Source organism: Herbaspirillum sp. SJZ099 (assembly GCF_007828355.1).
GTDB lineage: Bacteria > Pseudomonadota > Gammaproteobacteria > Burkholderiales > Burkholderiaceae_D > Herbaspirillum.
On the sequence record NZ_VIUO01000011.1, the window covers coordinates 19,061 to 43,441 of the forward strand.

The 24,381-nt window shown below is 62.2% G+C and carries 20 protein-coding genes; 8 read left to right on the forward strand and 12 right to left on the reverse strand.

Going from position 1 to position 24,381, the window contains the following annotated elements:
* Positions 1-140 precede the first annotated feature (140 nt).
* Positions 141-983 carry a transporter substrate-binding domain-containing protein gene (locus tag FB597_RS18100; protein WP_141917563.1) on the reverse strand — a complete coding sequence of 281 codons (843 nt, stop codon included), beginning with the start codon at positions 981-983 and terminating at the stop codon, positions 141-143.
* Between the two features lie 414 nt (positions 984-1,397).
* Here FB597_RS18100 and FB597_RS18105 point away from each other — a divergent pair, with 414 nt between their 5' ends.
* The 4 genes from FB597_RS18105 (at position 1,398) to FB597_RS18120 (ending at position 6,255) form a co-directional block, all read left to right on the forward strand.
* Positions 1,398-2,579: a saccharopine dehydrogenase C-terminal domain-containing protein gene (locus FB597_RS18105; RefSeq protein ID WP_144770299.1), complete on the forward strand. Its 1,182-nt coding sequence runs from the start codon at positions 1,398-1,400 to the stop codon at positions 2,577-2,579.
* A gap of 7 nt (positions 2,580-2,586) precedes the next feature.
* Complete coding sequence (locus FB597_RS18110) at positions 2,587-3,624, forward strand: DUF1338 domain-containing protein (RefSeq protein ID WP_370454730.1); 1,038 nt, start codon at positions 2,587-2,589, stop codon at positions 3,622-3,624.
* Between the two features lie 19 nt (positions 3,625-3,643).
* Positions 3,644-5,176, forward strand: a complete 1,533-nt coding sequence (locus FB597_RS18115) for an aldehyde dehydrogenase family protein (protein WP_144770301.1) — start codon at positions 3,644-3,646, stop codon at positions 5,174-5,176.
* A 98-nt stretch (positions 5,177-5,274) separates the two neighbouring features.
* Complete coding sequence (locus FB597_RS18120) at positions 5,275-6,255, forward strand: GyrI-like domain-containing protein (protein ID WP_144770302.1); 981 nt, start codon at positions 5,275-5,277, stop codon at positions 6,253-6,255.
* Positions 6,256-6,595: 340 nt separating this feature from the next.
* On the opposite strand, the gene FB597_RS18125 is transcribed toward FB597_RS18120, so the two are convergent.
* The 4 genes from FB597_RS18125 to FB597_RS18140 form a co-directional block, all read right to left on the reverse strand.
* Entirely contained in the window at positions 6,596-7,054 is a 459-nt protein-coding gene (locus FB597_RS18125) for an SMI1/KNR4 family protein (RefSeq protein WP_144770303.1), read from the reverse strand.
* 232 nt (positions 7,055-7,286) lie between these two features.
* Positions 7,287-8,045 (reverse strand): hypothetical protein, encoded by a 759-nt coding sequence (locus FB597_RS18130; RefSeq protein WP_144770304.1) that lies wholly within the window; start codon positions 8,043-8,045, stop codon positions 7,287-7,289.
* 214 nt (positions 8,046-8,259) lie between these two features.
* Complete coding sequence (locus tag FB597_RS18135; RefSeq protein WP_144770305.1) at positions 8,260-9,216, reverse strand: hypothetical protein; 957 nt, start codon at positions 9,214-9,216, stop codon at positions 8,260-8,262.
* A gap of 248 nt (positions 9,217-9,464) precedes the next feature.
* The gene (locus FB597_RS18140; RefSeq protein ID WP_370454728.1) at positions 9,465-9,962 is read right to left on the reverse strand and encodes a cupin domain-containing protein; all 498 of its coding nucleotides are present in this window, start codon (positions 9,960-9,962) and stop codon (positions 9,465-9,467) included.
* Between the two features lie 463 nt (positions 9,963-10,425).
* Here FB597_RS18140 and FB597_RS18145 point away from each other — a divergent pair, with 463 nt between their 5' ends.
* Positions 10,426-10,740 carry a hypothetical protein gene (locus tag FB597_RS18145; RefSeq protein WP_144770306.1) on the forward strand — a complete coding sequence of 105 codons (315 nt, stop codon included), beginning with the start codon at positions 10,426-10,428 and terminating at the stop codon, positions 10,738-10,740.
* Positions 10,741-10,766: 26 nt separating this feature from the next.
* On the opposite strand, the gene FB597_RS18150 is transcribed toward FB597_RS18145, so the two are convergent.
* Positions 10,767-12,071, reverse strand: coding sequence for a DUF2863 family protein (locus FB597_RS18150; RefSeq protein ID WP_144770307.1), 1,305 nt, complete (start codon positions 12,069-12,071; stop codon positions 10,767-10,769).
* A complete protein-coding gene (locus FB597_RS18155) occupies positions 12,068-12,997 on the reverse strand; it encodes a DMT family transporter (protein WP_141917549.1) in 930 nt (309 codons plus the stop codon). The genes FB597_RS18150 and FB597_RS18155 overlap by 4 nt, the downstream gene beginning before the upstream one ends.
* Positions 12,998-13,463: 466 nt before the next feature.
* On the opposite strand from FB597_RS18155, the gene FB597_RS18160 reads away from it, so the two are divergent.
* The 3 genes from FB597_RS18160 to FB597_RS18165 all read left to right on the forward strand — a co-directional run bounded on the left by FB597_RS18160 (position 13,464) and on the right by FB597_RS18165 (position 17,665).
* On the forward strand, positions 13,464-15,851 hold the full coding sequence (locus FB597_RS18160) for a TonB-dependent hemoglobin/transferrin/lactoferrin family receptor (RefSeq protein ID WP_186442817.1): 2,388 nt from the start codon (positions 13,464-13,466) through the stop codon (positions 15,849-15,851).
* Between the two features lie 15 nt (positions 15,852-15,866).
* Entirely contained in the window at positions 15,867-16,007 is a 141-nt protein-coding gene (locus tag FB597_RS20340) for a hypothetical protein (RefSeq protein WP_186442818.1), read from the forward strand.
* A 203-nt stretch (positions 16,008-16,210) separates the two neighbouring features.
* Complete coding sequence (locus FB597_RS18165) at positions 16,211-17,665, forward strand: aspartate/glutamate racemase family protein (protein ID WP_144770309.1); 1,455 nt, start codon at positions 16,211-16,213, stop codon at positions 17,663-17,665.
* 13 nt (positions 17,666-17,678) lie between these two features.
* Here the strand turns inward: FB597_RS18165 and FB597_RS18170 are convergent, their stop codons facing one another.
* The 5 genes from FB597_RS18170 to FB597_RS18190 all read right to left on the reverse strand — a co-directional run bounded on the left by FB597_RS18170 (position 17,679) and on the right by FB597_RS18190 (position 24,353).
* Positions 17,679-18,518 carry a MetQ/NlpA family ABC transporter substrate-binding protein gene (locus FB597_RS18170; RefSeq protein WP_144770310.1) on the reverse strand — a complete coding sequence of 280 codons (840 nt, stop codon included), beginning with the start codon at positions 18,516-18,518 and terminating at the stop codon, positions 17,679-17,681.
* Between the two features lie 235 nt (positions 18,519-18,753).
* Positions 18,754-20,124: an LLM class flavin-dependent oxidoreductase gene (locus FB597_RS18175; protein ID WP_144770311.1), complete on the reverse strand. Its 1,371-nt coding sequence runs from the start codon at positions 20,122-20,124 to the stop codon at positions 18,754-18,756.
* A gap of 76 nt (positions 20,125-20,200) precedes the next feature.
* Positions 20,201-21,469, reverse strand: coding sequence for an SfnB family sulfur acquisition oxidoreductase (locus FB597_RS18180; protein ID WP_144770312.1), 1,269 nt, complete (start codon positions 21,467-21,469; stop codon positions 20,201-20,203).
* A gap of 50 nt (positions 21,470-21,519) precedes the next feature.
* The gene (locus FB597_RS18185) at positions 21,520-22,767 is read right to left on the reverse strand and encodes an SfnB family sulfur acquisition oxidoreductase (RefSeq protein WP_144770313.1); all 1,248 of its coding nucleotides are present in this window, start codon (positions 22,765-22,767) and stop codon (positions 21,520-21,522) included.
* Positions 22,768-22,952: 185 nt separating this feature from the next.
* A complete protein-coding gene (locus tag FB597_RS18190) occupies positions 22,953-24,353 on the reverse strand; it encodes a surface lipoprotein assembly modifier (RefSeq protein WP_186442819.1) in 1,401 nt (466 codons plus the stop codon).
* Positions 24,354-24,381 lie beyond the last annotated feature (28 nt).

Here is a 24,381-nt window from a genome sequence, read left to right on the forward strand (position 1 = left end):
TCATTGCCGGCAAGCTGCCTGTGGCCGCAAAAACTTGCGGGAAAACAAGTCCCGGAAAAACAAAAGCCCCGCAGCTCATCCGAGCGCGGGGCTTGTCGTATGCGGCCATGGCTATGCATCAGCCGACCCGATGCGATTGGTTACAGCGGAATCTGCGGCGGCACGTCTTCCGGCTTCACGCCGGAGAACTTCTGCAGGTTGCCCAGCACGGTCGGCTTGATCTTGCCGGCATTGCGTTCGGCCACGATCCACTTGTTGATGGCCTCGACCCAGGCCTTGTCGTCTTCCTTGGGCACGCCGATGTTGGTGGAAGTGGCTTCCAGCGGCAGCGGCACGTACATCTTGCCCAGCGACGGGTTCTTCTTGAGGATGTTGAGCGACAACAGCCACACCAGCACCTGCGCATCGACGCGGCCGGTCTGCAGCGCCAGGGTGGCGTCGTCGGCCTTTTCCAGGCGCACGATGGTGGCGTTGGGGCACACGCGCGAGATCATCTGGTCGTGCGAGGAACCGATGTCCACGGCGATCTTCACTTCCGGCTTGTTCAGGTCGGCCCAGGTCTTGTATTCCTTCTTGGAGACGATGGTGAAGGCGTTCAGGAACAGCGGCTCGGAAAAGCCGATCACTTCACGCCGCGCCGGGGTCGGGTTCATGCCGAAGAAGATGTCGATCTTGCGCGTCTGCAGGTCCAGCACCGAGTTGCCCCAGGTGGTTTCGGTGATGTCCAGCTTGACGTTCAGGCTGGCCGCCAGGCTCTTGGCGAAGTCGATCATGAAACCGCCCCATTCGCCGCTGGCCAGGTCCTTGTTGTAATACGGCGCCGCGCCGCGCACCGCGCCGATGCGCAGGGTCTTGGTGCGCTGGATGCGCGCGAAGGTGGCTTCGGTGGAAGCCGGCGCGGCGGCTTGCGCGAAGGCATTGGGCAGGTACGACGCGGCGGCGAGGCCGGCGACGTTGGCGATGAAACTGCGGCGGTTGGTCATGGATTCTCCCTGTTTGGCGGATGGCGCCAGCGTGGCCGGACAGCGGCGACTGTGCGCGTCAAAAATATGTCCGGCAAGCGGCCGGACAGCGCCGTCGATTTTAGCCCAGGCGCAGGCGGGTGCGTGGGCAATTGCCGGATGAAATTTGTTGTTGCGTCATCCTTCGGAAATCCGCCGGCGCCGCCCTCCCAACCAATGGGAAAGCAGGAACAATCCGCATCCGGCAGATCGTCGTCCGGACCAAAGCCGGGGCCCCGGCCTTGGCCGCGACGATGTCGGATAATTCGACGTTTTGCATCTTCTTATAGAACAAAACGTCTTAAAAACCACCATTTCAACATCAATCTTCATCTTTTTATCGTATGAACCCTTGCCTAGAATGCGCTACAGGGAACATCGAAAAAAGGAACCGCCATGAAGATCGTATTGCTCGGCGCCGGCCACATCGGCCTGGCCATCGCACGCCGCCTGCACGGCTGCGGCGACTATGAGGTGCTGGCCGCCGACCGCGACGCGGCGGCGCTGGCACCGCTGGCGCAACTGGGCGTCGTCACAGAATGCGCCGACTTCAGCGATGTCGCCGGCCTGCAGGCCCTGCTGGCGCGCGGCGACGCCGTCATCAACGCCCTGCCCTGGCACATGGCCGTCACCGTGGCCGAGGCCGCGCGCGCGGCCGGCGTGCATTACTTCGACCTGACCGAGGATGTGCAGGCCACGCGCCGCATCATGCAGCTGGCGCAGGACGCCAATACCGCCTTCATGCCGCAATGCGGGCTGGCGCCGGGCTTCATCGGCATCGCCGCGCACCATCTGGCGCAGGCGTTCGACGACATCGACGAAATCAAGATGCGGGTCGGCGCGCTGCCGGAGTTCCCCACCAACGAGATCAAGTACAACCTGACCTGGAGCGTGGACGGGCTGGTCAACGAGTACTGCCACCCGTGCGAGGCGATCCGCGACGGCCGCCTGCAGGAAGTGCAGCCGCTGGAAGGCCTGGAACACTTCTCGCTGGACGGCGTCGAGTACGAGGCCTTCAACACCTCGGGCGGCCTGGGCACGCTGTGCGCGACGCTGGCCGGGCGCGCCGCCAATCTCGACTACAAGTCGGTGCGCTACCCCGGCCACCGCGACCTGCTGCGCTTCCTGCTGGAAGGGCTGCGCCTGAAAGAGCGGCCGGCGCTGCTGAAAGACATCCTGCGCAATGCCGTGCCGACCACCATGCAGGATGTGGTGCTGGTGTTCGTCACCGTCAGCGGCCACCGCAACGGCCAATACCTGCAGCGCGTGTTCAGCCGCAAGGTATTCGCGCGCGAAGCCGATGGCATACATGAGAGCGCGATCCAGATCACCACCGCCGCCGGCGTATGCGCCGCGCTCGACCTGTTCGCCGCCGGCCGGCTGCCGCAGCGCGGCTTCATCCGCCAGGAGCAGATCGCCTTGCCGGACCTGCTTGACAACCGCTTCGGCCGCGCTTATGCCGGCCAGGATACGGGCGAAGCGGCGCCTGAACATCCGGCGCGACGGAGTTACACTGCCCCTATCGCATCCCAGGGAGAACCGCATGACCACCCCAGCCACCGACCGCTTGCCGCATGATTCCGCCATGGATGTCGCCATCGCCGATGCGCAGCTCATCGGCCTGTTGCGCACGCAACGCGCCTCGCAGCAGATCGATTTCCTGCTGCGCGCGCTGCATGTGCCGACCTGTACCCTCAAGCCCGCGCGCGCAGAAGTGAGCCGGCTGGAACTGGCGCAGGCGCTCAACATGCTGCTGTTCGAAAAGCTGCTGCAGGAAGTGCCGGACGCCGCCGCCTACGTCGCCGACGCCATGGCCGCAGGCGAGCGCATGCACTTCGACCACGGCGCGCTGCGCACGGTGCAGGGCGCCAACACCGGCCTGCTGCCGCCGGGCGAAACCGCCATCACCCGCATCCTGCGTCCGCTGGGCTATGTGCAGAACGGCCTCTATCCGCTGGAACGCATCGGCATGACCGGCCGCACCTACGGCCACGCCGATGCGCCTGAAGAGATCGCCCAGTTCTTCGTCAGCGAATTGCATGCGGAGCGGTTTTCGCCGGAGTTCCAGGCCATTGTCAGCCGCGTCATCGGCACCTCGCGCGACCCGCTCGGCGACGATGCCAAGGCCTTGCTGGCGCAGCTGGAAGCCGATGGCGAACTGCCGCTGGCGGCCGCGCAGGCCTTGCTGCCGGTGTTGCTGTCGTGCTTCGAACGCCAGCACGAACTGCCCAGCCTGGCCGAGTATGAAAGGCTGCGCGCGGAGTCCGCCGAGATGGCTTGGATCGCCACCGAGGGCAATGTCTTCAACCACGCCACCGACCGCGTGCCGGACGTGGAAGCGGTGGCCGAACGGCAACGCGCGCTGAGGCGGCCGATGAAAGACAAGATCGAAATCTCGCGCAACGGCCGCGTGCGCCAGACCGCCTATCGCGCCTGCACCGTACTGCGCCCGATGCGCGATGAGCATGGCGCGGTGGTACAGAAAGCGGTGCCGGGTTCTTTCTACGAATTCATCTCGCGCGACCGTTACATCGACGAACAGGGCGTGCAACGCCTGGACCTCAGCTTCGACAGCGGCAATGCGCAAGGCATCTTCAAGATGACCGCCAGCGGCGGCATGTAACAACGACCGGGAAACCATCATGACCAGCGCCGACATCCTCAACGCCTGCGGCCTCGACGCCGCTGCGCTCGATCATGCAGACGGCACGCTCGCCGTCCATTCACCCTGCGACGGCAGCCTGCTGGCGCGGCTGCGCGAACACAACGGCGACGATGCGCAACGCACTATCGGGCAAGCCCATGCCGCCTTTTTGCAATGGCGGCAGACGCCGGCGCCGCTGCGCGGCGAGCTGGTGCGCCTGCTGGGCGAGGTCTTGCGCGAGCGGCGTACCGCGCTGGGCGCGCTGGTGACGCTGGAAGCCGGCAAGATTAAGTCCGAAGGCATCGGCGAGGTGCAGGAGATGATCGACATCTGCGACTTCGCCACCGGCCTGTCGCGCCAGCTGCACGGCCTGACCATCGCCAGCGAACGCGCCGGCCACCGCATGATGGAAACCTGGCACCCGCTGGGCGTATGCGGCGTGATCACCGCGTTCAACTTCCCGGTCGCGGTGTGGGCGTGGAATGCGGCATTGGCATTGGTATGCGGCGACAGCGTGGTCTGGAAGCCGTCGGAGAAAACGCCGCTGACAGCCCTGGCCGTGATGCGCGCTTTCGATGAAGCCGCGGCGCGCTTCGAACGCGGCCACCCCGGATTATTGCCGCCAGGACTGTGCGGCCTGCTGCTGGGCGGCGCGGCGTTAGGCGAAGCGCTGTCGCAATCGCCGCAAGTGGCGCTGGTAAGCGCCACCGGCAGCGTCGCCATGGGGCGCAAGGTGGCCGTCGCCGTGGCGCAGCGCCTGGGCCGCAGCCTGCTGGAGCTGGGCGGCAACAACGCCATGGTCGTCACCCCCAGCGCCGACCTCGAACTGGCGCTGCGCGCCATCGTCTTTTCCGCGGTGGGCACCGCCGGGCAGCGCTGCACCACGCTGCGCCGCCTGATCGTCCACCGCAGCATCGCCGACCGCCTGCATCAGCGCTTGGCCCAGGTCTATGCGCGCCTGGCCGTCGGCGACCCGCGCGAAAAAGGTACTCTCGTCGGCCCGCTGATCGACCGCCGCGCCTATGAAGCGATGCAAGACGCGCTGCGCAACGCGCAGGCGCAAGGCGGCACGGTCATTGGTGGCGAACGCGTGCCGGTCGGTGCGGCGCAGGCGGCCTCTTCCAGTTGGTATGTGCAACCGGCGCTGGTGCGCATGCCGCGCCAGAGCGAGGTCATGCATGCCGAGACCTTCGCGCCCATCCTCTACCTGGTCGAGTACGACAACATCGAGGAAGCCATCGGTTTGAACAACGCGGTACCGCAGGGATTGTCTTCCGCCATCTTCAGCAATGACGTGCGCGAGACGGAGCTGTTCATGTCGGCACTGGGCAGCGACTGCGGGCTGGCCAACGTCAACATCGGCACCAGCGGCGCCGAAATCGGCGGCGCCTTCGGAGGCGAGAAGGAAACCGGCGGCGGCCGCGAGTCGGGTTCGGACGCATGGAAGAACTACATGCGGCGCGCCACCAACACCATCAACTACAGCGGCGCCTTGCCGCTGGCGCAAGGGGTGAAATTCGATATCGGGTGATGCAAGTCAGGCGACGGCAGATGGTGCGCCCGAACCGGCCGACATTGTTTAAGCGCTGCACGCAGCGCCGACCAGGGCGAGAGTTATAATCCGCCGACATGACCAGCAAAGCTTCCGCCCAGGCTTCTCGCGCCGAATACACGCGACGCATGAACCGCGTGCTCAACTATATCGATGCCCATCTGGACCAACCGCTGGATGGCACAGAGTTGGCCGACGTCGCCAATTTCTCTCGCTTTCATTTCCATCGGATCTTCACTGCCTTCATGGGCGAGACGCTGGGCAGCTACGCCCGACGCCGCCGGCTTGAGAAAGCGGCTTTCCGCTTGTCGTGCGGGAACGATGAAACGGTCCTGGAAACCGCGCTGGCCACAGGATTCAGTTCGGCAGAAGCGTTTGCACGCGCCTTCAAACTCAAGTTCGGCTGCACGCCATCGGAATGGCGTTCCAATACACCACGGCGCATGGCGGAGCAAGCTGCCGCCATGGGGCAGCGGAGAAACGGCCAGGAAAGCAATCCAGATCAGGTCTTTGGCAATCTTGATCAGGCATGTCAGATCGCATTCGCCGAAGATGACGTCTCTTACCTAACGACGGAAGGGACTACCATGGAAGTGCGCATTATCGAATTGCCCGCGGTGCGCGTCGCCTACCAACGCCTGATCGGCCCCTATGGCCCTGCAATCGGAGAGTTCTGGCGCAACAAGATGACGCCCTGGATGCAGTCGCATGGCCTGAGCGATGCGACATGTTACGGGATCGGCCATGACGATCCATCGGTTACGCCGGCCTCAAAGTGTCGATACGACGCTTGCGTTGAAGTAGCGGCAGATTTTCCTGGCAGCGAGAAGACCGATAGCCTGGTCCTGCCAGGCGGGCGTTATGCGGCGGCACGCTTCAAAGGCAAGCCGGAAACGATCGCCGGGGCCTGGATCTGGCTGACGCGCGAATGGCTGCCGTCCAGCGGGCTGCAATGCGACGATAGGCCGTGTTTCGAGATGTTCTCCGCTACTACGGCGCGAGCCCCTGAAACGGGTGAGTTCAGCTGCGACATTTGCATTCCCGTACGGGCGCTGTGAGACAAGTTATAGTGACGGCGGGAGGTCAGCCGCGGTCAGAATCAGGTTCGATAAATTGATGCTCTTGATCGGGCTTTTTTATTTCGAAGCGCTCTTATGTCTCTGGCGCAACACTTCTTGGATCAATAGCTTGCGCGCCCTCCTCTCGCAAAAAGGCCTTGTATCGGCATGTGCTGATACAGGACCTTTTTGCGACCTAATTCGGCCTTAATCCTGAAATCGACAATTCCGGGGGAATAACGTCGGTCGAGACCGAAAGCCGGCTTCTGGCCGAAAGGCGACCTTAAGCAGGAAGCTCATGATATGCATCTCCGAACTCAGGTTGCGTGATTATCAGATATTAAAACTCTGGTTTGAAGTCCGGATTTATCCAAACGCGCTTGACTTGACCTGACTTCAACTTCACAGATGAGAGATCAAATGGTTCTAATCTATTCAAGAAATCAGCAAAGCTCTTCGCAACGACTTTATTGCTATCAAGTTCATGATCCCAGAAATAAACCAGATGATCTTCGGTACCAATGCATACAAAATTGCCGGAGTCGTCCTCACCAAACGGCAATAAATTAACCGGAAGTCCTTCAACCGAATCTGCCCTGCTAATAATTTCTGACGCAGACAGAAAGCCATTCACACCCACACTGTAATTTGTACCTTCAAGCACGTTCGCGGGCGGCTTCGCGCCATCGTGAATAGCTAGAAACTCAATGTAGTCAGGAGGCAGATTCCCGTACTTCTTGGTAAGTGCCGCCAAAGAATCCTTCGACGTCGCAACCATCTGAGGTAGTAAAAGTGCCATTAATCAAATCCTCCGCTCTTGATAACGGCTGCGCCGCCAGGGTGTTCCAGATGACCAATGTCAAGGGCGCGCGTCCGCTTCTGGTCGGTTTCGGTCATTCGGCTCGAGCTACTTGCGACCCAAAGCGGAAATTGCCAACTTGGAAAATCGGACCTTCAGAAACGTGAAACTAACCGGCAACCGTGCGAGGCGACGCGTTCGAAGAGTGCCCCGCTTTCGGTTGGCTGGAAAGTTAGCCAATTGTGCCGAGCTGTAGTTTGTCGTAGACACGCCGAGCGAACTGCCTGTATGAGATCCGCTCCATTTGCCCGTTTTCCAATAGAACTGTATGCCCAAGGTCGTTCTCGTCTGAGAATGGAAACTCGTCGGTTTTCGCAGGAATGTTTAGTGTCGCTAGATATTCTCCGAGAACGCCAACGGTAACACCCAAGTTGACCGGGCCGGGCACAAAATACACGCAAGAACCTTTGACTATCCTGCAAAAAGCCTCGTCCATGACAAACTGTTGCTGATCGGCCTCGCTAGGTTGAGTGAACTCGTCGTACACCTGAATCCGGAACCCCTCAAAATCCTCGGGACTTGGTGACGAATCAAGGTTCATAAGGGTGCGAAGTTCGTCGTGTGCAACGTTTTGTCTAAACCATTCGCCAAATACAAAATAGCCTGTTGCCAGGGCAACCTTTGCGGCGAACCGCAAACGCGAGAAGCGATGCAATGTGAAGCTGGACGTAAACGTCTTTCCTGATACTTCCTCCTCGGTCAAGTTGCGCCGTTTGATCGGATCGTAAACTTTTAGACCGTCTTCAGAGAAGAACTCGACTTGGACCGGTGATTTTTGGTCGCCCATCGTCGATTTCTTGCTTATCGCGATCGGTTTCTTTTTAGTGTGTCCCCTGGCATCTAATGCAATTCGCCTAGAGAGAATTAGAAAATCGTTTGCCAATACACCATCGACTTTGCTTCCAACTTCAGCGTTGAATTTTGCATTCACTCCTATTGTGAATTGGTTAGATCCCCCAAGAGATAAAGGAATTATGTGCTCGCAGTTTGTTTCGGTCGGCAGAAGTTCTTCGTCTGTGTAAGGGCAGTACATAGCGGTAGGAAAGTGGCTAACGTTTAGCGGTGTGGCAGGTGATGAGGAACAGAGAAGCGCAGCTTCCCGGCGGTCACCTCGATGCGATTCTTAGAGCTGGGGTTGCAGATTCTCATGTAAGGGTCTTCTGTGTTTCGAATATGTAAGCTAATTCGTGTCCGTCCCTCCACAATTTCATCTCATGGAACTTCTCGGCAACATTAATAGCGACCTTGCCAATCTCAATAGCTGCGGCAGCGGAGAAACCAAGCACTGGGCCGCCAAATAAGCCTGCAAGAAGCCCGCCCCCTACAGACGTCTGTAGAGCTTTTGTGTCAAGCAACATTGAGAGCGATGACAGCGTGGTCTTGAAGCCGAATTTCTTTGTCACAGCCTCATACTCATCCAAGCGCCGACATAGGTCATCCTCGATGAATGAGAAAGAGCGACCAGCGTAACTGCTATGCAAAAATAGGCGGAGTCGAGCAAGTTTACGGTGGGAGTGAATGTCCTGACGCACCTCAAGAATTTGGCGCCATTCGGCATTGCTTGCGTCAATAAGGTTTAACTGGGAGAGCGTGATGCTTGGGTCACTTTGGCAACTGCCCTCATAATTGCCACTTGGTAGCACCACGCAAAATTTGTCAAAGCCAAGGCTGGCTGCGTAGTCATGGAATATCTGACGGATAGTCGATTGATCGTCTTGATGAGCATCGGCTAGGTAGGCTTTCTGAAGCTTTCGATATTCATCGGAAACGTCTCGCGCCCCACCGTCACGAGAATCCAGTGACCAAAGCCTGGCGTAGGGTTCGGCCTTCTTTGCAAACTCTGCCCACTTCACTCCAAACAACTCAATGACTCGGGTAGCGTGACTGTATGTAATGGTATTTCCTTCGACACCATCCACGAGGTGTGAAAGAGCTGCCGAGGGGACTGATTCAGGATAGCCAATCAGAATATCGCCAACGTCAGGGTCTCCCTGCATACGGCCCATGTTGAGCGGAAGCACTCGCTCGAAGTACAGCGCGGCTGCTTTGAAGTTTTCGAAACAGAGCGCCGTTGTTGAGGGGCTATATTCGTCGTTTAACATAGGGAGGCTCTAACAATTAGCAAACGGGCCCGGCGGACCGTATAACAATTAATATTGAGACACCCATTATGCTTTTGGAATCACTCATAGGACAAGAAAGGATCCTTGGTGGGGTCCGTATAACAACTCCAATAATGCAGACGTAGGGAAGCTGGGCGGAAATCCGCTATCGGGACATTGTCAATGGCTGGTTGTGGCCGGTAGCAAACATACTTCACATCCCGGTTCTTGCTAGGTCGTTGGCATTTTCATGCCAAGCGTTTAATCAGTTCTTCATGCTGAGGCCAGTACTTCAGGAGAAGATCTGGCTGAGCAATCTCAAACTCATCAAACTCGAAGCCTGGTGCCACGGTGCATCCGACTAGGCTATAGTCGTCTGCGACCGCACACTCTGCCGCGAACCAAGCGCCGGCAGGAACCAGCGCCTGGAAATCCGCTCCGTCGTGTTCCAATGGATTGCCGAGGCGGAAGACTGTCAGTCTTCCCTCTGGCAAGAGGACGTACACATGCAAGGGGGCACCATCATAGAAGTGCCACATTTCATCCGATTTGATTCGGTGCCACGTCGACCTTTCCTTGCCGCGCAGCAGGTAATAGATGGCAGTAGCGGCCGAGCGTGTCGAATCGCCATGCGAGCGCTTGACGCGTTCCTGGCTACGATAGGTTTCCCTGAAATGCCCGCCTTCCGGATGCGGTTGAAGCGCCAGGCGTGAAATCAGTTCTTCGGAGCTGGTTTTGGGCATCATATGACTGGATAAAGAGATTGTCGGGGCATCGACATGCGTAAACAGGCGCGCCTATTGGATGACCTTTGATCGGTCGTATTTCACAACGTACAAGAAGAACCAGATCGCGGATGCAGCATGTCTTCTCCTAGCCAATAGTAGACTGAAAAAATAGCACTGTTGCACTATGGATGTGCTCGCAGCCAAGTCTGCACTCACACTCATTTACCCATCAGTGGTCGGTCGCCTGTTCCCGGATCATGTCGTAAGGCGCTTGCACCGACAGGGAGTTCGCAGACTTCGGCTTGAATCCGGGGACAACGCTTCGAGATGGCTATCGACACCGCACCATCCTTGCAAATCCCGGCATTTTTTAACAGCAACGACATCGGCGTAAATCAAGGTAAGAAGCCCCCTGCCGCCGCTCCCCAACGCTTACGCTGAGACCCCTGCGTCAACAATGCCGCGGCAAGAGGGGGAACTCATGCGCAAACCACATCCATCACGATACCTGCTGGCTGCCTGCATCGGCGCCGGCACGCTGGCCGGCTGCGCCAATTTCAGTGAAGTGCAATCCGAGCAACGCGACATGTTCATGGTCACCGCCACCGGCGTGAGCTACACCATGTCGATACCCGCGCTGACCGCTGCCGCCAAGGAAAAAGCCCATGACTTCTGCGGCAAGCAGCAGATGAATGCCGACCTGCGGCAACTGGTGCGCGGCTGGCGGCCGATGCAGGTCGACCTGTATTTCCGCTGCCAGCCCAAAGGCCTCAGCCTGCAGGCGCTGCTCGATTGAGCCGATAGTCGGCCGCGGCCGCGCGCTCAGGCCCGAAAGTCGCGCTCGCGCTGCACGCTGCCATCGGCGGCAAAGCCGTCGGCCAGCCTGAATTGCGCCACGCCCAGCGTGGCGACCGCATCGGCGGCATCGGCCAGTTGCTCATGCGGGTCGCCTTCCAGCACCCGCGCCGCTTGCGCCAGCACTTGCCCGGCCGCGCGCAGTTGCACCTGCAATACGCTCTCGCCATCTTCATCTGCCAGCGCGAAGATCGCGGTGGCATCGGCGGCGGCCGCACCTGACTGCGCTAAACCATGCTCCAGCTCCGACATCATCTGCAGCGTGCCGTATTCGGCATTGCCGGTCTGCTTGGCGCCGTGGAACAGGTCCTGGTACATGAAGTGCAGCTGGCAGCGCGCCTCGTCGCCGGATTTGCCGGTCAGGCAGTGCTGCATCAGCGGCGTGTGCTTGTCGGCCCAGGCGCGGAAGCGCTCGGCGCGCCGTTCGAAGTAAGCGTCGGCGGCGGCCTCGTCCTGCGGCACCGCGTAGAAGGGATCGTCCAGGTCCTTCAGGGCAAAGCCCAGCAAAAAGCGCAGCTCCAGCGCCTCATCGTCGGCCGCAAAATCATTGGCCGGCCAGCCGCGCATGCTGCGCTCGATGGCCGGCACGCTCATCACCTTCTTGTCGGTCAGCGAGGCGAACGCGTCGCGGTTCATGGCATCGACATCGCTGTAGGTCAGCGCGCCGATCTCGTCCGGGTGGTACAGGTGGTGCACCAGCACCACGCGGGCTTGCGGGCTCTCCAGTCCGGCTTCCTGCAAGCTGGCGCGCAGCGTGTCGAAGGCATCGCCATCGGTAAACACGCGCCCGGCCTGCAAGCCGCCCTGGGTACGCGCCAGGAACGGGATCAGGAAGGCGTTGATTTCCATTTCCTTCTCGCCGCGGCGCATGAACACAATATCGGCGGTCTCTTCCGCCACCGCGCGCAGCAAGGCATGGCCGCGGCTGTCTTCAAAGCGCAGGTGCTCCAGCGCTTCATACAAGGTTTCGTCATCGCGCTGGCGCAGGCACTTGCGGACCATGCGCTCCAGTTCGTCCTGGCCCACGCGGCGTCCGGCCGCATCCGGCTCGCCAACGGCCACGGCGGCGGCCAGCGCGGCCAGTTGCAAGACCTGCTCCTCGCCCTCGTCCAGCACCTGCGATGCGGCATGGGCATTATGCTGGCGACGGCGCGAGGCATCGGTGGCGACGTGGGTCCTGGGCTTGTCCCTGGCCGGGCCTTGCGGCTTGGCGGCCGCCTTGCCGTTGGGTTTAACTTGCTGCTTGCCTTGCGGGCGGTTCGGTTTGTTCATGGTTTTTCCTGAAATTCAGTCTGGGCTCCGCCCGGCAAGGTCGCCAGCAGCATGCCGGCCAACGCCACGGCGAAGGCCGCGCCCTGCAACGCGCTCAGGCTCTCGCCCAATGCCGCCACGCCCACCAGCGCGGCACTGACCGGCAGCATCACGGTGAACACGCCGGCGCGCCCGGCCGGCACCACCTTCAGGCCGGTCATCCACAACCATACCGTCCACACGCTGGCGGCCAGCGCGTAGAACACCAGCAGCAGCCAGATATTGGCCGATACGGCGCCAAAATCGAAACGCAACGCAGTATAGAGCCCCATGGGCGTCATCAGCAGCAGGCCCCACAGGTTGATGATGGCGCTGATGCGCTTGGGCGTGAGCACCGCGGTCAGCTTCTTGCCGATCACCGCATACGAGGCTTCGCACAGCACCGCGCCGAACACCAGCAGGTTGCCCAGCCAGGCATATTGGCCGTGGGCCTCGCCGGCGCCGTGGCTGCTCTTGGCGAACGACAGCATGCCGATGCCCAACGCCCCGCAGGCCACCGCGCCCCACACGCGCGGCGTGATCTTCTCTTTCAGAAAGATCCAGCTCATCAGCGCCACCGCGGCGGGAATGGCCGACATGATCACCCCGGCCGATACCGCGCTGGTCATCGACACGCCGGTGATCATGCAGATCGTGAACAGGAAATTGCCGAGGAAGGACTCCAGGAACACCAGCCGGCGCGACTGCGGCGACAACGGCTTTTCATCCGCGGGCTTCTTCATCCAGCGCAGCATGGCGACGGCGCCGATGCCGAAACGCAGCCATGCGAGCAAAAAGATCGGCAGCGCCGCCGCCAGCGGTTTGGTCAGCGCGACATAGGCGCCGACCATCGACATACTCAGCATCAGGCAGCCGTAGCCCATGGCCCGGCTCGGGGTATAGCTCATGTTGTTCGTTGTGGTTGGCGGCGAGGCTTAGAACGTCTGCACACCCTTATGCCTGCCAGTGGATCGGCCTTGCATTTTAACCGCAGACGAATTTATTTCCGGCCGGAACCGCTGGCATTGCTCCTCCATGCGACGGTGATCAGATGAAGCGAAGCCCGGCTGCCAGGAAATATCCGATTTCTTCTACATACATAGGAATCGTTCTCAATAAGAATGGCGGCTCCGGTTTGCGCGAATCCAGTCACGAGCATGCATTCGCCTCGGCTGTCGCACGTTTCCAAGCATTCTCCTGTGCGAGGCCGTTTCCCGTTTATTCCCGCCGCATCAACCGGCCAGGGAAGCGATGGAAGAAACCAGCCGGCGCAAGTGGCCCAACCCGCCTCCTTGCGCTGGCTCTCTCCTCCCAACCATTCGTGTTACGCCAGCGTCACGTCAGCCAACACCTTCAAGAAGAAAGGCTGACCCGATGCTGAGAAAGATCCCCCTGGCCATTGCATTGGCTTGTTGCCAGGGCTGGTGTTTAACCGCTGGCGCGACTGGCAGCGAAGGCGTCCCGGATACCCGTGGCCGACTCGACGATATTACCGTCCATGACGACCATGTTCCCGATGACATCGCGGCTACCGTCACTGTCGTCACGCGCGAAGACCTCCAGGAAAAAGGCGCCCGTAACATCAAGGACGCACTCAGGGACGAGGTGGACGTGATGGTGCGCACCCGACCTTCGAACTTTTCAGCGACGCGTTCAGCGACCGGCCGCGCCCGCAATGAAGCCATCAACATTCGCGGCATTGAAGGCAACCGGGTGCTGATCGTGCAGGATGGCATCCGCCTGCCCAACAGTTTTTCATTCGGGCCCGCATTTCAGACCGGGCGCGGCGACTATTGGGAGATCGACAGCTTCCGCAAGATCGAAATTTTGCGCGGCGCCAATTCAACCCAATACGGCGCCGATAGCCTGGCCGGGGTGGTCAGCGTCACCACACTGGGGCCGCGCGACCTGATCGGCACGGGCAAAAGCACAGGCGGCTTCATGCAGTCGTCCTATGCACAACAAGACAATTCCTTCAACCACTCAGCCGGTGTCGCCTTTGACGACGATCGCTGGCAGGGCATGTTCATGGGCAGCCTGCGCAGCGGTCACGAGACCTGGTCGCAAGAGAATGGCAAGCAGCTCGACCGCACCCGCACCGCGCCCAATCCGGTCAATATGGAAAGCCGCTACTACCTGTCCAAGCTGGGGTTCAAGATGAATCCCGCCAATCGCCTGCAAGCCACGCTGGAGAACCTGAACCTGCAAGTCGATACCAATGCCTTAAACCAAGTCTCGCCGACACCGGTTTTCCGGGCCACGCGCTCGATGCATGCCTATGACACGACCAAGCGCAAACGCCTGTCGCTCGAATATTTCCACGATGGGAGCGAGACAGACTGGCTGAGTCGGCTGCATGCGCATCTGTATTGGCAGGATTCGAGTATTCGGCAATTGACGAAGGAAAGCGTGTTTGGGCCCGTTCCTACTGGTTCGTTCTTGACGGATTTTCTTAATAATTGGTTTTTTGAAAAACAAGGCGCCTTCCTCGGCGCCGTTGCGCCACCGCGCACAGTTCAGCGCCTGCGCGACAATCGATATAGCGACAAGACCATCGGTTTTAATATCGTGGCCGATACCCATTTTCGGGTCGGGCAGACCAGCCATGCCCTGCGCCACGGCTTGGATGTCAGCTATTCCAACATCGCGATGACGCTTGGAGGAACCGTTCCGGGAAGCGGACTGCACTTTCCGCAAAAAGTCTCCCCGGACAGCAGCTATCTGCTGGCAGGCGGCTTTGTTCAGGATGAGATATCCATCTCACAGTTCAAGATTATTCCGGGATTGCGTTACGATTTTTTCCGTCTGGTGCCGGACGAGTCTTCCTTATCGGCCCTCGACAAGAAAGAACTTGCAACCAGAAAAGCCTCGTTTGCAACGCGCAGCGACTATGCCTTCACGCCGCGCCTGGGGCTGATCTGGGAGCTTGCGCCGGCCTTTGCGCCCTATTTTAATTATGCCCGGGGATTTCGCGCCCCCACGCCGGAACAACTGAACGCCAACTACTTCCATCAGTTGCCGTTTTTCACTTACATGTACTCGGGCAATCCCCATTTAAAACCAGAAAAGGTAACCGGTATAGAGCTTGGCGTACGCGGTGCCAGCAAAGGATTTCGCTACTCGCTGGCGTCATTTACAAGCCGCTATCGCGATTTCATTCAGAACCGGGTCGTCGGCGACAGGATTGATGTGGGCGCGCTCCAGGAATGGAAGAGCGTCAATGAAAACCGGGCGCATATCCGAGGATTTGAGGCCAGAAGCGAATGGGATATCAATGCCGCATGGCGAGCCAATGCCGCCATCGCTTATGCACGCGGCGATGTAGAAGAATCGATATTCGGCCGGCCAACGGCCTGGGGGCAATCCATTCCCGTTGTCGGCAAGCGCTGGGTGCCAATGAACTCGATCCAGCCGATGCGCGCCATCATCGGCGCGCGCTACCGGCAGGCCGGCTGGGGTGCGCATGCCAACCTGGAACATGCCTGGGGCAAGGCAAGGAGTCGCATCGCTGGCGATGCCTCCAACAGCACCGCCAAGATGGCGCAGCCTTATTCGGTGATCAATGCCGGTGCTTGGATGGCGCCTTTTCCCGGTTTTACCGTCAGGCTCAATGTGGAGAACGTCTTCAATGCCTATTATGCGCGCTGGTCCGATATCGGCCCGGAGGATGCGACTTCCAACAATAGCCAAAGCACCAACGCAATCCGTTACGCCACGGCCCCGCCTCGCAGCCTGCAGTTGACCTTGCGGTATACCTATTGATCACAAGACGTTCCCATGAACGCCATCATTGAACGCACCGCTCTGCTCTCCTTCCGTTTCAACATCGGGACGGCTGGCCTGCGCAGACTGATGCCGTCCCCGATGGAAAAGGGCCAGCCGTTCGCCAGCCGCTACATGTTCGCATCAGCCAATTGAGATGGCGGGCAAAGGCAGGAGACAATAATCCAAGCACATGGGGAAATCCGTCTCCCGTCATGCCTTATCTGCATAGGCCGCAAAAACCTGCCGCGCTCGGCCCCGCCCTTCCATGCACGCTAAGCATGAACGCCGCCCTTCCCGGAGCGCATACTGGCAGGTATCGGACGACATGTCCGGCCCACCAACGCAAAGGAAACACCATGGCTCCCCTCATCGAAGGCACCCGCTCGTTCGGCATCATCGGCGGGCTCGGCCCGCTGGCCAGCGCCGACGTTTTCTTCAAGCTGATGAAAGCCATGGCGGCGCACGGCAATATCGAACAGGCCGATGTCGTGTTCGAGCAGCATCCGTTTCGCGGCAGCGGTTCGACCAGCGCCGCCACCACCGAGCGCAAGCTGTATGTGTTCGACATGATCCGCGATTTCGAACGGCGCGGCGTCGGCGCGGTGGTGCTGCCCTGCTTCCTCAGCCATACCTTCCTCGACGAACTCAAGGCCAACACCACGCTGCCCATCGTCGACCTGATGGAGGCGCTGCGCAGCCACGTGCGCCGCATCCACCCGCAGGCCGCCCGCATCGGCGTGCTGACCTCGGACTACACGCGCGCCAGCGGCCTGTTCGAACGCTACTTTCCCGCGCCGGCCTTCGATGTGATCTATCCCTGCATGCCGCAGGGCCGCGACGCGGTGACCGAGGCGGTCTATGGCGAAGGCGGCATCAAGCAGGGGGCGCTCACCGGCAAGCCGTTGCAACTGCTGACCGAGGCGGCGCAGGATCTGGTGGCGCAAGGCGCGGACCTGATCCTGCCCGGCCTCACCGAAGTGGCGCTGGTGGCGCATGCCATCGGCACGCTGCCGGTGCCGATCGTCGATGCCAACCAGGTCTATGCGCAATGCGTGGCCGATGGCCGGCGCGAGACGTCGGCCAAGCCGTTCAAGATCGGCGTGGTGGGTGGCGTGGGGCCGGCGGCCACGGTGGATTTCATGCAAAAGATCGTGCGCAATACGCCGGCCGAACGCGACCAGGACCATATCAAGGTGCATGTGGAACAGAACCCGCAAATCCCCGACCGCACCGAGAACCTGGTCGGCCAGGGGCCGGACCCGACCATCGCGCTGTACGCCACCTGCAAGAAACTGGAGGAAGGCGGCGCCGACCTCATCGCGATTCCCTGCAACACTGCGCACGCCTACGTCGAGCGCATCCAGCCCAGCCTCTCCATCCCTATCGTCAACATGCTGACGGTGACGGTGGAAAGCATCCGCGCGCGTTTTCCTGAGCTGAAGCAGGTCGGCCTGCTGGCGACCTCGGGCACTGTCGGCAGCGGCGTCTACCGCCGCGCGCTGGAAGAACAGGGACTGGAACAGCTGACGCCCTCGCCGGCCATGCAAGAGCGCGTGATGAACGCCATCTACGGCCGCGAAGGGGTCAAGGCCGGTTATACCGAAGGCCAGTGCCAGGACGACATCCGCGCCGGCCTGGATGACCTGGTGCGGCAAGGCGCCGACGTGGTCATTTTGGGATGTACCGAACTGCCGCTGCTGCTGCCGTACCCGCAACTGGAGCACGGCAGCGGCAAGACCGTCGTCCTGGTGGATCCCACCGATACGCTGGCGCGGCGCTGCGTGGCGTATGCGGGGACAGCAACGGAATAAAACGAAATCGGCATTACCAGGCGGCCAGGATGCCGCCCTTGAATTCGCTTTCGATGAACCGCTTCACTTCATCCGACTGGTAGGCCTGCACCAACCTGGGCAACCAGGGCTGCGCCTTGTCCTTCTCGCGCACGGCGATCAGGCAGGCATAGGGGCTGTCCCCGTTCTCCACCACCAGGCTGTCCCTGGCGGGGTTCAAACCGGCCTTGGCGGCGAAGTCGGCGTTGATCGCGGAGGCATCGAGGTCGTCCAGCGTGCGCGGCAATTGCCCCGCATCGATTTCGACGAATTTCCACTTCTTCGGATTCTCGACGATGTCGATGGGCGTGGCATTGGTGCCGGTCAGGGCATCGATGCCGGCGCGCAGCTTGAGCGCGCCATGCTTTTGCAACAGCAGCAGTACGCGGCTTTCATTGGCCGGGTCGTTGGGGATGCCGATCTTGGCGCCGGCGGGAATGTCTTCCAGCTTGCGGTACTTCTTGGAATAGACCGCCATCGGCCCGATCATGGTCTTGCCCTCGGCATACAGCTTGTAGCCGCGCGCCTTCATCTGCGCATTCAGGAACGGACGGTGCTGGTAGCTGTTGGCGTCGAGTTCGCCGGCATCGAGCGCCGCATTGGGCTGGATGTAGTCGTTGAATTCGATGATCCTGATCTTGTAACCCGGATTGTCGCGCTCGAACACGCGCTTGACCGCTTCGAAGATCTGCGCATGCGGGCCGCTGGTCACGCCGACCTTCAGCACCTTGTCCTGCGCCCGGGCCGGCGCATGCATCGCCAGTGCCGCCGCCAATGCCGCCGTCAATACGGCGCCCGTCCATCCCCTGATCCATGTCGCCACTGCATGTTTCATCCTTCGTCCCCGGCAAGAAAAACAGCCAATGTAACGACGGCCCCGTGGCAGTGGAACGAATCTTTTCCCGCTTGTTTATGTGCGCAGCGACTAAGCGCGCAGCGACTCCATCTGCGACGCCCGCGATGCCGCCGCCCCCGCGATCAGCGCACGGCATCGCGGCCGGAGAAGGAAGCTTTCAGGTCGCGGATGTCGAGCAAGGGCATGGCATTCCCCTCGTTGGCGCAACGCGCCCTCAGGCGGTCACACCCGTGCGATAGCCGGCGCCGACATGGCGCGCCGGCAAGGTCGGGGCGCCGCGAAACAGTTTCTCGCGCAGCGTGCCGGCGGCGTAGTCGCGCTTGTAGGAACCGCGCTCCTGCAGCACCGGAATCACCAGGTCGACGAAATCCTCGAAGCTCTCGGGCGTGACCGTGCGCGTGAGGTTGAAGCCGTCGACGCCGGTATCGGCCACCCAGGCTTCCAGCTCATCGGCCACCTGGGTGGGCGAGCCGACCACGGTGGCGTAGCGCCCGCCCAGCTCAAGCTGTTGCAGCAGCTTGCGCTTGGTCCAGTTGAGTTCGGGGTTGGTCACGGTCTTGACCAGCGATTCGATGGAATTGGTCTTGGCCGCGCGGATCGGCTCATCCAGTTCATATTGCGAGAAGTCGATGCCGGTGCCGGCCGAGAAATGCGCCAGTCCGGCTTCCGGGCTGGCGTAGCTGGCGTATTCGCGGTACTTGTCGTGGGCGTCGCGTTCGGTGTGCGCGGTGACCACGGTCAGGCCCATGAAGATCTTGACGTCGTCCGGATTGCGCCCTTCGCGCGCGGCGCCTGCGCGGATGCCCTGCACCAGCTTGCGGGCGGCATCGCGCGTCTGGCTGGAGATGAACACGCATTCGGCATGGCGTGCGCCGAAGGCCTGGCCGCGCCCCGACGAGCCGGCCTGGTACAGCACCGGCGTGCGCTGGCGCGACGGCTCCGACAGGTGGATGCCCTCGACGCGGTAGTAGTCGCCGCTGTGCCTGATCTTGTGCACCCTGGATGGGTCGGCATAGACGCGGTTGGCGCGGTCGCGCACCACGGCGCCGTCTTCCCAGCTGCCATCCCACAGTTTGTAGACCACTTCCATGAACTCGTCGGCGCGGTCGTAGCGCTGGTCGTGTTCCAGCTGCTCGGTCAGGCCCATGGCGCGCGCGGCGCTGTCGAGGTAGCCGGTGACGATGTTCCAGCCGACCCGCCCCTTGGTGAGATGGTCGAGCGTGGACATGCGGCGCGCGAACAGGAACGGCGCCTCGTAGGTCAGGTTGGCGGTGATGCCGAAGCCGAGGTGTTCGGTCACTGCGGCCATGGCCGGGACCAGCAGCAGCGGATCGTTCACAGGCAACTGGATCGATTCGCGCAGCGTGATGTCGGCCGACTGCTGGTAGACATCGTAGACGCCGACGATATCGGCCAGGAACAGCCCGTCGAACTTGCCGCGCTCCAGCAGTTGCGCCAGGTGCGTCCAGTAGCCGATGTCGGTGTAGTCCTGCGAGCGGTCGCGCGGGTGCGTCCACAGGCCGTGGTTGATGTGGTTCACGCAGTTCATGTTGAATGCGTTGAGCCGGATTTCCTTCTTGCTCATGTTCCCTCTCCTGCCGCGCAGGCGTCAGCTCAATGGCGACATCGCCGCCGGCCGCCGATAGTCGGCATGGCGTCTCTCACAGCGCGCCGTGGCGTGGCGGCTTCTTGCCGTTCAGGTAGAAATTGCCGATGGCGTGGTACTTCCAGCGCACCGGGTCGTGCAGCGTGTGGGTGCGGGCATTGCGCCAGTGGCGGTCGAGGTTGTGTTCGGCCAGCGTCGATTGCGATCCGGCCAGTTCGAACAGCTTGCTGCCGGCCGCCAGCGAGACTTCGGTGGTCAGCACGCGCGCTTCGGCCACGGCAATGGAGGCTTCGGCCACGCTGTCTTCGGTAGGCGCGGCGGCAGCCGCGTCCACCTTGTGCCCGGCGCGCTGCACCAGCGCTTCGGCGGCATGCAGCTGGATGGTCAGGCCGCCCACTTCGCGAATGGTGAGCGGATCGTCGCCGGCGCGTTCGACGCCGCTGTCGATCCAGGGGCGCGAACGCGTCTGCACGAAGGCGATCAGGTCGCGGTAGGCTGCGCGCGCGATACCCAGGTCGATGGCGGCGTGCTGGATCTGCGCCATCGGGCCGATCTGGGTCGGGCGCGTGAAGGCGGCGGCGAAGCCGATCACGGCATCGGCCGGCACGTGCACGTTGTCGAACACGGCGCTGCCGCTGCCGGTGGTGCGCTGGCCGAAACCGGACCAGTCGTCGATGATGGTCAGGCCCGGCGCGTGGCGCGGCACGATGGCCAGCTGCTGCACGCCGGCTTCATCAATCACCGAGGTCGGCACCCAGTCGGCATACAGCGCGCCGGTGGCGTAGAACTTGCGGCCGTTGATGCGGTAGCCGGGGCCGTTCGGGTCGCGCGTGAGGCTGGTCTTGCGGTCGTGCGAAGTCTTGGTGCCCAGCTCGGCCAGCGCGTTGCCGAAGCGGTCGCCTTGCAGCACGCGCTCGAAGAAGAAACGCTTCTGCGATTCGTTGCCGTTGACGCGGATCAGCTCGACCGCATAGAAATGGTTTTGCGGGATCTGGCCGATGGAGCCGTCGCCCGAGGAGATGGTGGCGATCACTTCGGCCAGCGTGCCGTAGGAGACGCCGGCGCCGCCGTATTCCCTGGGCACGGTGATGCCCCACAGGCCGGAACGCACGTAGCGCTCCAGCTCGTCCCAGGGCAGCTTGCGCTCGCGGTCGCGCAGGGCGGATTCGCGCACGAAGTCTTCGGCCAGCTTGCGCGCCACGGCCAGCGCCTCGGCGTCGTCGCGGATGCGGGCGACGATGCGCGGGGTGGCGGAAGCCGGGGACGGCGGCAAGGAATCGGGCGCGGTGGCGGTGGGGGCAGTGGGAGCTGCGGTCTGGGTCATGGCGTTTCTTCGGACAATGGTCAATAGGCGGTCGGTGGCGGCGGAGCGCTTCAGCTCCACGAATGGCGCGGCGGCGGCGTGCCGTTCAGGGCGTAGTTGCCGACCGCGTGATATTTCCAGCGCACCGGGTCGTGCAGCGTGTGCACGCGCGCATTGCGCCAGTGGCGGTCGAGATTGTGGGTAGCCAGCGTGGACGCCGAGCCGGCCAGTTCGAACAATTTTTCGGACGCCAGCAGCGCCAGCTCGGTGGAGAGCACCTTGGCTTCGGCCACGGCCACCGAGGCTGCGGCCATCTGCTCGAAGCTGATGGCCTCGGGCAAGGCGTCCAGCACGCCTGCGGCGCGTTCCAGCAGTGCGTCGCTGGCGTGCAGGCGCAGCTTCAGGTTGCCGATGTCGCGGATGATGTAGGGATCGTCGGAGGCGCGCTCGAGGCCGCTGTCGGCGTAGGGGCGCGAGCGCGTGGTCACGAATTCGATGGCGTCGCGCACCGCCGCATGGGCGATGCCGGCGTCGATGGCGGCCTGGATCAGTTGCGATACCGGGCCGATGTTGTTGGGTTGCTTGAGCAAATCCTTCACATGCAGCACCTGCGATGCCGGCACCCGCACGCGGTCGAACACCACGCTGCCGCTGGCGGTGGTGCGCTGGCCGAAGCTGGACCAATCGTCGACCACGCGCAAACCCGGCGCGTCGGCACGGTTGTAGACGAACAGCGGATCGCCCCGCTCGTCGATGGCGCGGCTGGGAATCCAGTGCGCATACAAGGCGCCGGTGGAATAAAAGCGCGTGCCCGTCAGCAGGTAGCTGCCGTCGCCGGCCTCGTCGTCAGGCACGGCGCGGGTGCGTACGTCGAGCACGTTCTTGCTGTTGCGTTCCGGCCCGGCGTTGCCGAAGCGGGCGCCGTCCAGGGCCTCGCCGAAGAAAAAGCGTTTCTGCTCTTCGCTGCCAGCATTGGCGATGACGTTGAGATTGCCGAAATGGTTTTGCGGAATCTGGCCGATCGACGGATCGGCGGCGGAGACGATCTTGAAGACCTCGGCCACCGTGGCCCACGAGGCGCCGATGCCGCCATAGGCGCGCGGCACCGAAATGGCCCACAGCCCGCTATGCGAGAAGCGCTCGATCTCCTCGAACGGCAGGCGGCGTTCGCGGTCGCGCCCGGCGGCGCCCTGGGCGAATTCCTGCGCCAGCGCGTGGGCGACTTGCAGCGCCTGGGCCTGGCTGGCAATGCGCTGGGCGGGGCGTTGGGAGAAGCGCCGCACGCTGGGTGCGCGCAAGGCGTCGATGGCCGCTGACATGAAACAATGATCCTTCCTGAGATGGCCGGCGCGGCCCCAATGTGGGCGCACCAGGGCGGAGGATCATTAAAGCAAAGCGCGGCGTTGAGCAGAACGAAGCATTTCGCATGTGCTTGCTTGGTTTTCTCATGCTGCGTTTTCCGCGCAAGCATATGCGCGGCGCATCGGCCGGCGCGCCCCCGCCGTCAGAACTGCATCTGCACGCCCAAGCTGAACATGTTGCGGCGGAAATCGCTGTAGGCGATGTTGGAAGGATTGTCGATATTGGTGTACTGGGCGCGCACTACCATGTTGCGCCCGACGTAGCGGCTGATATCCCACAGCGCCGACAGCGAAACCACCGTCTGGCGGTCGGTGCGCGGTTCGGCGAACAGCGCCATGGTCTGGTCGTAATGCACATCGGTATAGCTGAGGTTGGCGCCCAGCAGCAGATCCGGGGCGATGCGGTACTGCAGGTAAGCGCTCGGCCCCGACAGCCGGCGCGAATAGACCGCCGCGCTGGCTTGCTCGCGCTGCCACAGGTACTCCCCGCCGACCTGCAGTTGCGGCGTCAATTGCGCCAGCGCGCCGAACCCGCCTTGCCAGGCATCGGCATTGCGGTTGGCGTCGGTGTGCACGGTGCGTTTGGCGTAGCCGCCGGTGGCGGTCAGCGATACGGTATCGGTCACGCTGCGCGCCACGCGCCCGGTCACGCCCGGCGCGCTCTCCTGCAAACGGCCGTCCAGCCGCGTGTAGCGCACATTGGGCTGGAGACTGGCGGCCCACGCCTTGCCGGTATAGACCAGGGCGGCCGCCAGCGTGGTGGTGTCGTTGTTGTAGTCCTGCCGCTCGACATAGCCGGTGCCGAACCAGGCGCCCTGGAACAGCAGGGAAAAGCGGCCGTCCAGCGGTATGCCGTAGCTGGCATTGAGCCCCATCGCCGCGCCCGCCGACTTGTGCGGCATGGCGTCCTCGACCAGATCGAAGGTAACCGGAATGCCGCCGATGATGGCCGGCACACTGCGCGAGACCGGCCCGGCGTTGATGTTGTCGTCCCAGGTCAGCCCCATGTAGACCTGCAGCGACCAGGGCTTGGCCTTGTTGGCGGCATTGGCGACATTGGCGGCCAGCGCCGCCGGGTCGTTGGCGCGCAACTGCGCGGCGGCGGTTTCCAGCTGGTCGCGCTGCGCACCGGCGCTTTGCCCGGCGGCGGCGCTCAGCATGGCCGATGAATCCTGGCTGCGCCCCATGGCAAGGTACAGCCCGGCCAGCTCGACCTTGACCGTCGGATCATCAGGCGCCAATGCGATGGCCCGGCGGTAGTAGCCCTCGGCCGCCTCGCGCTCGCGCAGGGCCGATGAGCAACGCGCCAGCAGGCGCACCCGCTCGGCCTCGGTATCGGCATCGGGAAGGCTGCCCTTGAGCAGGCGGCACGCCATCTCCGGCTGTCGTTCAGACAGCAGTTTGCGCGCGAAGGCGATTTCCAGCAGCGCCTGCTGGCCGATCTCCTGTTGGCGCGCTGTCGCGGCATCGGCGGCCGGCCCGGGGACCTGGGCCTGAGCCGGCGGGCAGGCCACCAACACCGCGGCAACCGGAAGCGCGCTCAACGCGCGGCCAAAGAAGCGGGAACGAAGC

What these genes read in the sequence shown, in the direction of transcription:
- FB597_RS18185 (WP_144770313.1), bottom strand. Translation starts at nt 22,767, where the DNA reads ATGTCAGCGGCCATCGACGCCTTGCGCGCACCCAGCGTGCGGCGCTTC.
- FB597_RS18150 (WP_144770307.1), bottom strand. Translation starts at nt 12,071, where the DNA reads ATGAACAAACCGAACCGCCCGCAAGGCAAGCAGCAAGTTAAACCCAAC.
- FB597_RS20340 (WP_186442818.1), top strand. Translation starts at nt 15,867, where the DNA reads ATGAACGCCATCATTGAACGCACCGCTCTGCTCTCCTTCCGTTTCAAC.
- FB597_RS18175 (WP_144770311.1), bottom strand. Translation starts at nt 20,124, where the DNA reads ATGAGCAAGAAGGAAATCCGGCTCAACGCATTCAACATGAACTGCGTG.
- FB597_RS18120 (WP_144770302.1), top strand. Translation starts at nt 5,275, where the DNA reads ATGACCAGCAAAGCTTCCGCCCAGGCTTCTCGCGCCGAATACACGCGA.
- FB597_RS18135 (WP_144770305.1), bottom strand. Translation starts at nt 9,216, where the DNA reads ATGTTAAACGACGAATATAGCCCCTCAACAACGGCGCTCTGTTTCGAA.
- FB597_RS18115 (WP_144770301.1), top strand. Translation starts at nt 3,644, where the DNA reads ATGACCAGCGCCGACATCCTCAACGCCTGCGGCCTCGACGCCGCTGCG.
- FB597_RS18145 (WP_144770306.1), top strand. Translation starts at nt 10,426, where the DNA reads ATGCGCAAACCACATCCATCACGATACCTGCTGGCTGCCTGCATCGGC.
- FB597_RS18100 (WP_141917563.1), bottom strand. Translation starts at nt 983, where the DNA reads ATGACCAACCGCCGCAGTTTCATCGCCAACGTCGCCGGCCTCGCCGCC.
- FB597_RS18170 (WP_144770310.1), bottom strand. Translation starts at nt 18,518, where the DNA reads ATGAAACATGCAGTGGCGACATGGATCAGGGGATGGACGGGCGCCGTA.
- FB597_RS18160 (WP_186442817.1), top strand. Translation starts at nt 13,464, where the DNA reads ATGCTGAGAAAGATCCCCCTGGCCATTGCATTGGCTTGTTGCCAGGGC.
- FB597_RS18105 (WP_144770299.1), top strand. Translation starts at nt 1,398, where the DNA reads ATGAAGATCGTATTGCTCGGCGCCGGCCACATCGGCCTGGCCATCGCA.
- FB597_RS18165 (WP_144770309.1), top strand. Translation starts at nt 16,211, where the DNA reads ATGGCTCCCCTCATCGAAGGCACCCGCTCGTTCGGCATCATCGGCGGG.
- FB597_RS18180 (WP_144770312.1), bottom strand. Translation starts at nt 21,469, where the DNA reads ATGACCCAGACCGCAGCTCCCACTGCCCCCACCGCCACCGCGCCCGAT.
- FB597_RS18140 (WP_370454728.1), bottom strand. Translation starts at nt 9,962, where the DNA reads ATGATGCCCAAAACCAGCTCCGAAGAACTGATTTCACGCCTGGCGCTT.
- FB597_RS18155 (WP_141917549.1), bottom strand. Translation starts at nt 12,997, where the DNA reads ATGAGCTATACCCCGAGCCGGGCCATGGGCTACGGCTGCCTGATGCTG.
- FB597_RS18110 (WP_370454730.1), top strand. Translation starts at nt 2,587, where the DNA reads ATGGATGTCGCCATCGCCGATGCGCAGCTCATCGGCCTGTTGCGCACG.
- FB597_RS18125 (WP_144770303.1), bottom strand. Translation starts at nt 7,054, where the DNA reads ATGGCACTTTTACTACCTCAGATGGTTGCGACGTCGAAGGATTCTTTG.